Source organism: Silvibacterium acidisoli, from assembly GCA_022870745.1.
In the GTDB taxonomy this organism is placed as follows: domain Bacteria; phylum Acidobacteriota; class Terriglobia; order Terriglobales; family Acidobacteriaceae; genus Silvibacterium.
Genome location: CP085323.1, coordinates 445,370 through 457,718, shown reverse-complemented (window position 1 = coordinate 457,718; position 12,349 = coordinate 445,370). Strand labels below are relative to the sequence as shown.

Sequence of the window (12,349 nt, the reverse complement as noted above, 5' to 3'; positions counted from 1 at the left end):
GAGATCCTTTCTCTTTCTTAACGATCCATGGGTGTGGACTATGGGAGCGGACGCAAAGCCGCGAGGAACTCTTCAGGATGCAAAGTGTTCAGCACATCTTCCTTGCGCAGCCACGCACGCCGCAGCTGGCGAATGCCATAGCGCATCTTCTCCATGTGGCTGGTGTGGTGGGAGTCGGTGTTCACAGTAATCCTGCAGCCGAGCTCTTTCGCCAGGCGGAGATCGCGATCGCACAAATCCAGCCGATCCGGATACGCATTGTGCTCCACCGCAACGCCCAGCGCCGATGCCCGCTCGAGCACTGCGCGCAGATCGATCTGAAAGCCTTCGCGGCGCAGCAGCAGACGCCCGGTAGGATGGCCGAGAATGCGCACGTACGGGTTTTCGATCGCACGGATCACTCGCGCCGTCATCTCCTCGATCGGTTGATTAAAAAGAGTGTGTACGCTGGCAACAACCACATCCATCTGCGCCAGCACTTCGTCTGAAAGATCGACGGCTCCATCGCCGAGAATGTCTACCTCGATGCCGGGAAAGACGCGGATGCGACCTTCCATTTCCTTATCGACCTCGCGAATGCGCCGCACATGCTCGAGCGCGCGAGCATCGTCGAGGCCATTGGTCATCGCGAGATTCTTCGAGTGATCGGTGATGGCGATGTATTCGTAGCCGCGAGCCAGCGCGGCCTCCGCCATCTCGCGGATGGTGTTTTTCCCATCGGTCGCAATCGTGTGCATGTGCACATCGCCGCGAATGTCTCCCTGCCGAATCAGCTCCGGCAGGCGATGCTGTTCGGCGGCTTCGATCTCGCCATTGTTTTCGCGCATCTCCGGCGGAATCCAATCGAGGCCGAGCGCGGCATAAATTTCTTCCTCTGTCGCAGAGGCAACAACCGATCCATCATCGAGCCGCGCGAGCGAGTACTCGCTCAATGTGTAACCTTTCTTGAGCGCTCGCTGCCGCACCGTCACGTTATGCATCTTCGACCCGGTGAAGTACTGCATCGCCGCGCCATAGGATGATTCCGGCAGCAGCCGCACGTCTACCTGTAATCCATTGCGCAGGCGAAAGCTGACCTTGTTCTGCCCCTTCGCAATAAGGTCCGCAATCGGCGGATACGCTGCTGTATAGTCCACCGCTGCGGAAACCAGATTCTCAGCGCAGGCGGGTCCCGTAGCAAGAATGTCGAGGTCGCCGACCGTCTCGCGTCCCCGGCGAAGCGAGCCCGCCACCTCCACTTTTTCTAGGCCCGGAAATGCGCGAAGATAAGCGATGATTTTCTCGGCAGCGATCTCGCCTTCATCGATCAGGAAGCGTCCGCTGTTCTTCTTATGATCTTCAATGCCTTTGCGCAGCTTTTCGATCTGCTTCGCTCCGAAGCGCGGCAGGTTGTTCAGGCGGCCTTCCGCAATGGCTGTCTCCAGCTCTTCAACAGAGCCTACCTGCAACGCATCCCACATCAGCGCGACGGTCTTCGGACCCATGCCCGGCAGCTTCAGCAGTTCGAGCATGGTGGGCTTGTACTTCGCAAGCAGCTCCTCGCGCAGCGGCAAGCTGCCCGTCTTCTCCATGTCGAGAATGTTCGCGGCCATGCCCTTGCCGATGCCGGGAATTTCCAGCAGCTTTTTTACGTCGCTGCAGAGCGTGCTCAGCTGAACCGTGCTTGACTCGACGGCTTCGGCAGCGCGGCGGTAGGAGCGGACCCGGAAAGAATCTGCATTCGAAATCTCTAGCAGGTCGGCAGTTTCTCCGAGTAACTGGGCGATCGTGCGGTTATCCATGCACTTCGATTATCGGCTATTCGAAACAGAAAAACCCAGCCATCGATGGCTGGGTTTTGTCTTGTGCCTGCTGACACACACACCTGGAGTGTGCCTGCGTAATGTGGCGGACGTTGTCGCTAGGTTGTATTCAGCTATGCGATCTCTTTCAATCGCGTTACCTGGTCTGCCTGGGGGCCCTTCTGGCCCTCGACCACGTCGAACTCCACCTCGTCGCCCTCTTTCAAGCTCTTGTAGCCGTCCAGCTGGATCGCGCTATAGTGAACGAAAACATCCGGCCCATCGTCCCGCCCGATAAAGCCATATCCTTTGGCATTGTTGAACCACTTCACCTTGCCTTTGTATTGAGCCACGAGCCCTTGCCCTTCCTGAGTGCGAATTACAGTCGGTGCAACTTACGACCGGCTTCTAAGGGTAGAGACGCACGTGGCAGTACTTTGGTTTTCTCAGGCACGGGATGTGTTCAAGCCGCTATCAGCAGATATAAAAGCGCAGTGATCTCATCGAATCTTCTTTTGACGCGCGTAAAGCATTACAGAAACAAGTGTTTTGCCATCGAGAATCTCTCCGGCATCGATCAGCCGCAGCAACTCTGACAATTTCACGAGATGAATTTCAAGGTTCTCATCTGCTTCCGGCTGTGATGCTCCAGCGACAAGACCTTCGGCCAGAAAGACCTGCATCCATTCGCCGAGAAAACCCGGGCTCGCAAAATAGCGCGTGAGCGCGGTCCACTTCTTTGCGCGGAAGCCGGTCTCTTCAATCAACTCGCGCTTCGCTGCCGCAAGGCGCTTCTCATTGCCATCGATCTTGCCGGCGGGCACCTCGTAAAGATATTGACCGGCAGCGTGACGATACTGCCGCTCGATCACGATGTAAGGATCCTTCCTGCTCTTCGAGTCGTCGACAGCAAGGATAACGACCGAGCCATTATGACGAATGACATCGCGGCTTACCGGCTCGACACCCGGTTCATGTACTTCTTCCTTAAAAACGCTGAAGAGCGGTCCGGTATAAACCTTTTTCGACGACGTGACCTTCGCGGTTTTTCCCGATTTGATGGCCAGTTTGCCCTTCACTACCTCGGCTCCTGCTGCCTGCTTCAGTTTCTCTGTCACCGTCTGCTTCTTCGCTGCCATGCACGCTCCTCGCCAGATGTACTTTTAAAACGGTAACATTCGTGGAGTGAATTTGATGGCGTCCTGAATACGCCCGAAAATGCACGCAGAGAAGCTCACCTTTTTGAAGCGCATCCCTGCGGATGGGCATCGAAAAGAAGGCGTACGTGTGCGAGGAGACCGCTATTCCTCGTGAGAAACTGGACAGGCAGCGTTTCCACAGCGAGGGAAGGGAAGAGGGCAGAGCCTTGCATACCGAGTGTTATCCGATCTCGATTTTGCCGAGACTCAGCCGGCTTTTTCTCGACTACGTCGAGAGCCGGCAACCGCTCGCTCCGTTCTATTCGCAGACCGCCTATTCCACGTCGCCCGCTTCGCCAGTTACAGTTTCCGATCCGGCTCACGCAGCAAAGTTAGCCGATCTGCTTGCAGAGCAGAACAGGGCATTTGGAGCGAGTCCGTCAGCCCTGGCCAACATCGATCGCCTGCGCAACGGAGCACAGGCCGTTATCAGCGGCCAGCAGGTCGCGCTCTTTGGAGGCCCGCTCTTCACGCTTCTGAAGGCAGCGACAGCCGTTCGTAAAGCCAACGACATCGGGGCCGTTCCTGTCTTCTGGCTGGCGACGGAAGACCATGACCTCGCCGAGGCCGATCACGTCACGCTGGCTTCGCGCCACGAACTGCACACGCTGCGCCTCGCGCATGAGCCAAGCGCAAAGCCGGTGGGCAACGTTGTGCTCGGAGAAGAGATTCGCCCGCTGCTCGACCAGGCGGCAGAGCTGCTCGGCTTCAGCCCCATCGCAGACGTGCTGCAGGATGCCTACACTCCCGCAGCCACCTACGCGCAGGCCTTCGGCAGGCTGCTCGCATCCGTCTTCGCCGAGCAGGGACTCGTCGTCATCGACGCCTCCACTCGTGGCTTTCATGCATTGGGCGCCCCGGTGCTGCGCCATGCGATCGAGCATGCGGCAGAGCTCGAAACAGCGCTGCTCGAACGTACCCGTCTGCTCGAAGAGCGTGGCTATCACGCACAGGTCCTCGTGGCCCCCAATAGCAGCCTGCTCTTTCTCGTAGACGAAGAGACCGGCACGCGCCTTTCTTTGAAGCGCAAAGACCAGAACATCTGGACGGCAGGAAAAAAACAGTACTCGACCGCAGATCTGCTGGGCATCCTCGAGTCCTCGCCCGAACGGCTCAGTCCCAATGCGCTTCTCCGCCCCGTTTTTCAGGACGTGCTCTTCTCGACAGCGGCTTATGTCGGCGGCCCTGCGGAGATCGCCTACTTCGCGCAGACCGAGGTTCTCTACCAGTCGATCCTCGGCCGTTCCACCCCAATTCTGCCCCGCCTGAGCGCGACACTGGTCGAGCCCGCAATCGCACAGGTCCTCGAACAACATCAGCTTTCCCTGGCTGATGTCCTTGGCGCGAACCCTGATGAACTCGCGCAGCGTCTGGGTGCGCGTTCTATGCCGGTCGAAGGCAAGCGCAAGCTTTCCGCCGCTGGCAATGCACTTGATGCCGAACTAACCGAGCTGACGCAGTGGATGAGCGCTCTGAACCCTGAACTGGGCCGCTCCGCTACCGTCTCTGCTTCGAAGATGCGCTACCAGATGAATCGCCTGCGCCGCCTGGCCGCAAACTACCAGCTGCAGACCGAGACCAGCCTTCGCCGTCACGTGGATGCGATCTTCCTCAGCCTCTATCCCTCGCAGCATCCGCAGGAGCGCGTGATCGGAGCAGTGGCATACCTGGCCCGCTACGGCGACAGCCTGATTCCTCAGCTGGTCGAACAGGCCGCCCAGGAGTGCCCCGGCCATAAGGCGATCTTCCTCTAAACAGCGCGCAGGTTTAGCTGTCAGGTGAAATTGTCATTCCGAGCGCAGCGAGGAACCTGCATGTTGCGATGCCGGAACCGCGTACAAATGGGTAGCGTGGGGCTTCAGCCCCACGAATGAAATGCCTGTAAAGAAGCGGCTTCAACCGCTGAGGTGGTTCTTCTCCCTACGGCAAGCCACGCGTCGCATACCAGTGCGAAACCCTTCTGTCCTTAGATCTCAAAGAAAAGGTCTAAAATAAACCGAAACCAGCCAGCGCCACTGGCCGGGAGACGGTGATGAGTCCAAAAAACAATGCCACCCTCGAAGTCGCCTGCCCCGAATGCGGATCGACTATGAAGATCGATGTCGCAACCGGGGCCGTGATCGCCCACACGCCTGCACCTCGCAAGCGCACCTTCGAAGACTTCGAAACAGCCGCCCGCGCTATGCGCAACCAGGAAGAGCGAAAGGAATCGCTCTTTCGCCAGTCGGTCGACGCCCAGAAGAACAGCGGAGACCTGCTCGAGAAGAAATTTGCCGAGGCGCTCCGCAAGGCAAAAGAAACGCCGGACAGCGGCAAACCGTTCCGAGACTTCGATCTCGACTAAGAGCGCATCTTAAACGGAAGCAACAACCATTCCATTTTCTTTGGATCGGGACAAATAATGAGCCTTACCAAGATTCCTTCGCAGATTGATCCTCGCAGCCTCACTGGTCCGGTTATTGAAGCGGCTTCCGAAGTCCCGTGGACGCGTGTCGTCGCCGCAGGCTCGTTCGCCATCAGTGCGTTTCTTCTCTTCACCGGGAAGCGGAAGGCAGCGATCGCGGTAGCGGCGGCCGGGGCAACCGCGGCCGTGCTTGAAAATCCCGAAGGCGTGCGCGAGCTGTGGGAAAAACTACCGGACCACCTTCGCACCGGGCAGGACCTGCTCGTGAAGGCAGAAACTTTCGTGGAAGACGTGATGAAGAAGGGCGAGAAATTCCAAAAGGCCTTCACTCGATAGCCAAAACCGTGTGCCCCACGTCTCAATTCTGAGACGTGGGAAGGCAATGACCTTACTCGATTCCGAGCTGTTTCCGAGCCGCTTCGCTGATGCGCTGCGGTCCCCACGCGGGTTCCCAGACCAGGTTCACATTCGTCGCGCTGATCTCGCGTTCTCCTGCCAGGCGGTTGCGCACCTGCTCAATGATCCGTTCGTGTGAAGGGCACCCTTTCGACGTCATGGTGATGTCGATCTCCACTTTTTGTCGTGGCACCATCCCCGGCGCATCCGGATCAGGCTCCACGTCCACCCGGTAGATCAGTCCAAGATCGACGATGTTTACCGGCAGTTCCGGATCGTAGACATCGCGGAGCGCGTTCAGTACGTTCTCTTCGGAAAAAGCCATCTCAGTGCGTGCGCTCCACCAGGTATCGCGCGAGCGCCTTCAGCGTCTCGGCGTTCCTGCCATAAGGAGCAAGCTGCTCGAATGCTTCAGCAATCAGGCGATCGGCGTCCCGTCGCGAAGCTTCGATACCGAACACCGCGGGCCAGGTCGCTTTGTCGCTGGCAAGGTCTTTGCCGGCGGTCTTGCCAAGCTGCGCCGAGTCCTGGGTCATATCGAGAATGTCGTCCACAATCTGGAAGGCCAGCCCCGCCTTGCGTCCGAATTCTGTCAGGCGGCGAACGTCATCCCGCCCCGCGCCGGCATAGACGCCGCCCGCAACCAGGCTTACGCGGATGAGCGCACCCGTCTTGGCGCGGTGAATCGCATCCACGCTCTCGGCGGTAGGCTTCGAGTGCTCACCTTCAAGGTCCAGTACTTGCCCGCCGATCATGCCTTCGACGGTTCCCGTCGCTTCGGCGACGAGGCGGACGATCTCCACCGTAGCAGCAGGCGGACAATGGAGGCCCGCAAGTGTCTGGTAAGCGAGCGTCTGCAGCGCGTCGCCCGCGAGAATCGCAATCGCCTCGCCATACACCACATGGCAGGTCGGCTTGCCCCGGCGCAGGTCATCGTTATCGAGCGCTGGCAGATCGTCGTGGATCAGGGAGTAAGTGTGCAGCATCTCGATGGCCGCGCCCAGGTCTTCCACGCCATGCGGCAGGGAGCCCTTGCCGATCATGCGCGCGGCTTCCATCGTCAAAATCGGACGCAGGCGCTTCCCGCCAGCAAAGGTGCTATGGCGCATCGCGCGGTGAATCGAGGCGGGAACAGCGTCCCCGCTGGGCAGCAGCCGCTCGAGCGCAGTGTCGATCAGGTCGGCGCCCGTTTGCAGCAGTTCTTTCATTGAAACTTCGGCTTGCATTCGCTCCATGATACCGTTTCCGGATGCCTTTTGCGGACTTCCAGGAGGTACAGCCCTATCCATATGACGAGCGCAAGCACTGAAACGATGCGCCCTGCCCACATATCCGGCGTCGCCCGGTAGCGGACATCGACCAGCGAATCCCCGGCGGCAACCGGAATCGTAATCAATCCGTCATCTCTGCGCGGAGGGTTATGAACCTCGCCTCCGTTCAACAGCACCCGCCACGCCGGATAATCCGTCACCCGTAATACCAGGAAACCACTGGCTTTGGTCCTGACAGCCGCCGTCATGTGCTCCACGTTCCACCGGCGGATCTGTACCTGCGACGGTTGCAGATCGGGGCTCTTGCCATCCCACTCCGGGTTTTCTTTTACCGAACTATCGGCCTCATCGCCATCAGGACGAGTGACCAGGCGAATCTCCGGCATGTCCCGCTGAATATCGCCGTTATCCGCAGGCGTTACCGTGTATTCGTCCGTACCTTCAAAGCCTTCATCGGATGCGAACGAAGCCCGCTGTGCCGTTACATTGTCCTCGTCATCGCACGGCTGCCAGAACTGCGTCCACGTCAACGCCGAAAGCGAGGCAGCCATCACAAAAACAGCAGAGGTCCGCCACAGTATCCTTCGCCGGGACGATGCCGTGCCCCGCATAGCCAACCCCGCAAATGCTGCCATCACGATGCCCAACACCAGCAGCCATCGCCAGGGAAATTGCAGGAATCGGAGCTCGGGTATATATCTCCATGCCGGATCACTTACATGTGTCAGCAGAACCGCAATCGCCACTGCCAGCGCCGCAAACGGTATGCGCCATTTCGCGCTTTTCACGCGTAGCGAAAGCAGCCATGAGGCCAGCGTAATCGCGAGCATGGCAACAGCGATCCATGAAGCAGAGTGCAATACCTGGTCGTGAAAGGCCTCGCCCGTGTGCTCGAAAAGAAAGCTGTCCTCAACACGCATGCCTTCGGCGATCGCCCGTCGAATCTCCACCCACTTCTGCTCATAAATCGCGGGCACCAGGTAAAACGCTGACATGCCCAACCCCAGTGGTACAGCGACCGCCGAGCGAGCAATCAGCCGCCAGTTCCGCTCCATCAGTGCCGTCACGCCAACCAGTACCACCAGCGCATAGCAGCCCATCACGGCAGCTGGAGCGTTCGTAAGCCATAGCAGGCACACCACCAGCGCCAGCCGCATCGCCGAAGGCTTTGCGCGCATCGCATACAGCACCAGCAGCGGAAGCCACGCTCCAGCCAGCAGTTCTGCATAGGCCGTGCGTTCATAAGCGACGAACAATACATACGGATTGACGACATAAAGGCACGCCGCCAGCGCCGCATCGTCCAGCGGCATCCACTCCCGCGCCATGCGAAAGAAGCAGGCCGCCAACAGGACCAGTGCAATCAGGGTGAAAGCCAGCGGAGTCCAAGTCCACGGCAGCACCGCCCCCAGCAGTGCACCCAGCATCCACGAAGCTGGCGGATAGAAAACAAAGCGCGGCTCGCCCGCTCCAAAGTTAGGCGAGGCCGCCCAGTGTGGATACAGCACTCCCTGGTGCCATTGCCGGACGATCTCCAGCCACGACTCGAGATGAAAATCGAAATCATGCCCGCACGATGGTCCGCGCCAGGCCAGCGGCAGCAGTGCGATGCCGACTACCGCCAGCATCATCGACCGTCGCTGTCTTCCTGCTGATCCAAAGAGCATAGCTATCGTCCGATGCACCTGAAGAGCGCAGATTCCGCAGCGGTCACGAGCGCGTCGTCGTGGATTTCTGAGAAGCCTGTACCGTGAAAGGGAAGGGCTTCAGCCGTGCCACAAGCCCCGCAAAGTCCGAGCGGCTTTAGCCGCTGAGGCCATCTCACGGAATCAGCCGCAGCGTGTGTGTCGTCTGCGCTGCAACGGCGTCGTTCGTAAACGGCAGCGCAAAGGTCTTCCCGGCATACCAGTAAGGCCATTGGTCGCGATAATAGTCGCTCAGCGGATCGCCCGATTCGCCCATCACAATATTCTCGGTAGACCCGTCAACGTTGCTCCAGTCCATCGTGAAGCGCTGCGAAGGCCCGAAGCTGCGTCCCGACTGCTTCACTGTCGTCTTGTCGCCGGCCTGAGGCAGCACGCCGGTGCCTGTCCAGTGCTTAAACCACGGCAGCAGGCCGTAGATCGGATGCGCGACCTCTACAGGATGTTCTGTCCCATAGCGCCAGTGATTGAGGTCGAGCGGAGCATGCTCGTTGCTCAGGCCCTGCTTCACCATGTCTGCGAGAAAGTCGTCCCAGGTCGGCTCGCCCGCAGGCAGCCATTGCGTGGGCGCATTGATGATGATCTGCTCACGCGCGAATTCGCTCTCCGCCCAGTGGTAAAGCTGCCAATCGTCGCCCAGCTTCGGCTTCAGCACCATCTGCCAGAAAGCCTCTTTCGCAGCATCCACAATCGTCGCTGCCGGAGAATCCACGCCAACCACTCCATCCCAGCTGCGCAACAGATCCGCTGCCTGCCGCAGCTGCAGCCCAGGGTGCTTCGCATGATCGATCGCGTAAGCGAACCGCTGCGCCAGCTCCTGATCCACTGTGGAATATACATCGGTCTGCAGCGTCAGCATGTCCGCGGGCGTCAGCTTTTCCTTGCCTGCCAGCCATTTCCAGATGCGTTCGTTGCGATAAGGATCGGCCCACTGTCCCGAGAGCGGGACCGGGTAGCCATCGGGAGTGATCCGCGCATTTGCCGTCGCAATCACGCCGCTCGCGGGATCGAGCGTTGAAGGCAGCTGTTCGAAAGGGACAAAGCCTTGCCACTCATGGTTCGCATCGGTGATCGGAACCGGCGCCAGCCCATAAACCCGGTTGGGAATATTTCCCACCGCCTGGTAGCCGATATGCCCCTGGTCGTCGGAGTAAACCACGTTCTGCGTCGGTCCCCACCAGTGGCTCAGCGCATTGCGAAACTGCTCCCAGTTCGAGGCTCCGTCCAGATTGAAGAGCGGAATGCCTGTAGACCGCGCATCGTTGGCGCTCCAGGCGAGCGAAATCGTGCGCTTCTCTCCGCGCAGCAGCGAGGTCACAATCGGGCCATGCCCGGTTCGCCCTACCTCGATCACCACATCCTTGCCGCCGCGCACGTGGATCGTTTCCTGCGAATGCTCCACCGCATGCCAGCCATCGGCAGCCTTGTATTCGTCCTGGCCGTTCAACTGTTCGACGAACAGATCCTGTACGTCGCCATACAGCGCGGTAAATCCCCAGGCGATGTGGTTGTTATGCCCGGCGATGATGTAAGGAATCCCCGGCACGGTCACGCCCGCAACGTGAAAGCCTCCCGAGGCAAGATCGCTCTCGTACCAGATATTCGGAATCTGGTGTCCAAGATGCATATCGTTCGACAGGAGCGGCTTGCCGGAGGCCGTATGCGCACCGGAGATCACCCATTCGTTTGAACCGGCAGTGCAGCGGTCGCAGGCATCCCGGCCGCCATGCAACAGGTCATGCAGGTGTTGCAGGTCTTCCAGCTTCGTTTGCGACTCATCGAGCGGAACATCGGGGATCATCTGCTGCGGAGCCGTCAGGTCCGGAACCGACTGCGTCGGCGGATGATCGCGCCACGACCCTGTCGGATAAAGCGTATCCGCAAGCGTCGGACCCAGCTTCGCCGTAATGGTTTCGCGCTCGATCTTCGTATCCCAGCGCTGGTCGAGCATCTGCACCATCGCCATCACCACCAGCATCGAGTCGACCGGCCGCCAGGCCTTCGGCTCATAGTGCAACAGCCGAAACTCCGCAGGCAGATGCCCCTCGCTGTCAGCGATATAAGCATTCACGCCACGCGCATAATCCTCAAAATAGCGTCGATCCCAGCTGCTCAGCGTCGCGGTAAGGCGCTCTGCATTGGCGCGTATGCCAAGAACCCGCTGCACCCGGTCGTGCTCCACCAGCTTCGACCCAAGAATCTCCGCCGCCTCGCCCGCGGACATGCGCCGCGCCATATCCATCTGCCAGAGGCGGTCCTGTGCGGTGATGTAGCCCTGGGCCATGAAAAGATCGTCAAGATTCGCGGCGTCAATGTGAGGCACTCCGTGCTTGTCGCGGCGAATGGTCACCGCGGCGGAGAGCCCGCGCAGCCGGGTCTGCCCATCGAGCTGCGGCAAGGAAGCACGCATCGCATGTTTCATCCAGAGACCCGCGCCTGCGACAGCAATAACGGCGCCGGTACAGATGACAACGATCAGAATAAGCAATATGCGCAACACCGGACGGCGGCGCGGCTCACGATCCACTATTTTTCTACCGAGGGTCATTCAGCCCCATTCTCTCACTCGAAGCGAGAGATGGCAGGTGCCGGGGCAGGTTTCCAGGGCGAAGCACCGAATGGAGAAGCCTGCCGCCGCCAGGTCAGCCACACCAGCAGCGCAACCATGCCGACCGCAGGCAGAATGAGCACGCTGCCCTCCGGCCCGGTGCTGCCGCCGCTCCACAATGCCGCGCCCTTCGGCGTGCTGCGTAGCAGGCTGCCCTGCACCACCAGTCCGCTGTCGGCTGTGCCAAACAGGAATGATTCGCCCCAGTCCCATGCCATGTGGAAGCCCACGGCCCACCAGAGCGAGCCCGTGTACCAGAGGCTCATGCAGAAGACCAGGCCTATCCCCGCCGCGCTGCACAGGCCGATCAGCGATTCTCCCGAATTGCTCACATGCGACAGGCCGAAAAGGCCCGAGAGCAGCAGCGCGCTCCATCCGAAGCCGATACCCCGCGTCAGCGTGAACTGCATGTATCCACGCAGCGCAGATTCCTCGAAGAGCGCCACCAGCAGAAACATCAGCGCCCAGCCTGCTCCGAATCCGACAGCCGAAGCTCCGTGGATCTGCGGATTGCCCGCGACCGTGAGCAATCCAGCCTTGCACATTCCAAGCGTAAGCAGGCTGATGGCGGCAATGCCGGAAACCAGTCCGTATCCCATGAGGCTCAGCCGCCGTTGTCCCTGGTAGCCGTACGCCGTGAGCGGCCTGTCCTCGGCTCGCGAGGCGATTGCCGTAGCGATCAGCACTGCCAGGAACTGCAGCGACTCCACTGCGAACGCATAGCTCAGCGGCAGGATGTCGCTCTTCGGCATCTGCACCAGCAGCGGAAGAACAAACATGCCCATGAGCACCAGCGTGGCCACTAACATGGCAAACAGGAAGGCCCGCCAGCCCGGGCGCAGCCCATCGGGGCCGATAAAGATCGTGTTTGAGCTCGAATGCTCGGGCTCGGGCAGTTCAGAAGAATCGGGCGCGGGCGAATTCATTTGTGCCATCTTACGATAGCTTCCGGCCCGTTCAACCCCTTCGCCTTGACATTGGAGGCTG

At 59.8% G+C, this 12,349-nt stretch carries 11 protein-coding genes; 3 read left to right on the top strand and 8 right to left on the bottom strand.

Annotation, left to right across the window (positions count from 1 at the left end; genetic code table 11):
- Nucleotides 1-38 precede the first annotated feature (38 nt).
- From polX to LJD29_RS01880, 3 genes are all read right to left on the bottom strand, one after another.
- The gene (polX, locus tag LJD29_RS01890; RefSeq protein WP_446744062.1) at nucleotides 39-1,781 is read right to left on the bottom strand and encodes a DNA polymerase/3'-5' exonuclease PolX; all 1,743 of its coding nucleotides are present in this window, start codon (nucleotides 1,779-1,781) and stop codon (nucleotides 39-41) included.
- Between the two features lie 134 nt (nucleotides 1,782-1,915).
- The gene (locus LJD29_RS01885; protein ID WP_446744061.1) at nucleotides 1,916-2,134 is read right to left on the bottom strand and encodes a cold shock domain-containing protein; all 219 of its coding nucleotides are present in this window, start codon (nucleotides 2,132-2,134) and stop codon (nucleotides 1,916-1,918) included.
- Between the two features lie 147 nt (nucleotides 2,135-2,281).
- A complete protein-coding gene (locus LJD29_RS01880) occupies nucleotides 2,282-2,920 on the bottom strand; it encodes an NUDIX hydrolase (RefSeq protein ID WP_446744060.1) in 639 nt (212 codons plus the stop codon).
- Between the two features lie 227 nt (nucleotides 2,921-3,147).
- Between LJD29_RS01880 and bshC the strand changes: the two genes are divergently transcribed.
- The 3 genes from bshC (at nucleotide 3,148) to LJD29_RS01865 (ending at nucleotide 5,720) form a co-directional block, all read left to right on the top strand.
- Nucleotides 3,148-4,734, top strand: coding sequence for a bacillithiol biosynthesis cysteine-adding enzyme BshC (bshC, locus tag LJD29_RS01875; RefSeq protein WP_446744059.1), 1,587 nt, complete (start codon nucleotides 3,148-3,150; stop codon nucleotides 4,732-4,734).
- Between the two features lie 278 nt (nucleotides 4,735-5,012).
- Nucleotides 5,013-5,324, top strand: coding sequence for a hypothetical protein (locus tag LJD29_RS01870; RefSeq protein ID WP_446744058.1), 312 nt, complete (start codon nucleotides 5,013-5,015; stop codon nucleotides 5,322-5,324).
- A gap of 57 nt (nucleotides 5,325-5,381) precedes the next feature.
- Nucleotides 5,382-5,720, top strand: coding sequence for a hypothetical protein (locus tag LJD29_RS01865; protein ID WP_446744057.1), 339 nt, complete (start codon nucleotides 5,382-5,384; stop codon nucleotides 5,718-5,720).
- A 52-nt stretch (nucleotides 5,721-5,772) separates the two neighbouring features.
- On the opposite strand, the gene LJD29_RS01860 is transcribed toward LJD29_RS01865, so the two are convergent.
- The 5 genes from LJD29_RS01860 to LJD29_RS01840 form a co-directional block, all read right to left on the bottom strand.
- Entirely contained in the window at nucleotides 5,773-6,105 is a 333-nt protein-coding gene (locus LJD29_RS01860; RefSeq protein WP_446744056.1) for a metal-sulfur cluster assembly factor, read from the bottom strand.
- Nucleotide 6,106: 1 nt separating this feature from the next.
- Entirely contained in the window at nucleotides 6,107-6,988 is an 882-nt protein-coding gene (locus LJD29_RS01855; protein WP_446744055.1) for a polyprenyl synthetase family protein, read from the bottom strand.
- Nucleotides 6,985-8,682, bottom strand: coding sequence for a putative glycosyltransferase family protein (locus LJD29_RS01850; RefSeq protein WP_446744054.1), 1,698 nt, complete (start codon nucleotides 8,680-8,682; stop codon nucleotides 6,985-6,987). Before LJD29_RS01850 ends, LJD29_RS01855 begins: the two co-directional genes overlap by 4 nt.
- A gap of 190 nt (nucleotides 8,683-8,872) precedes the next feature.
- On the bottom strand, nucleotides 8,873-11,302 hold the full coding sequence (locus LJD29_RS01845) for a penicillin acylase family protein (RefSeq protein ID WP_446744053.1): 2,430 nt from the start codon (nucleotides 11,300-11,302) through the stop codon (nucleotides 8,873-8,875).
- 14 nt (nucleotides 11,303-11,316) lie between these two features.
- Nucleotides 11,317-12,297 carry a CPBP family intramembrane glutamic endopeptidase gene (locus LJD29_RS01840; RefSeq protein WP_446744052.1) on the bottom strand — a complete coding sequence of 327 codons (981 nt, stop codon included), beginning with the start codon at nucleotides 12,295-12,297 and terminating at the stop codon, nucleotides 11,317-11,319.
- Nucleotides 12,298-12,349: the final 52 nt, after the last annotated feature.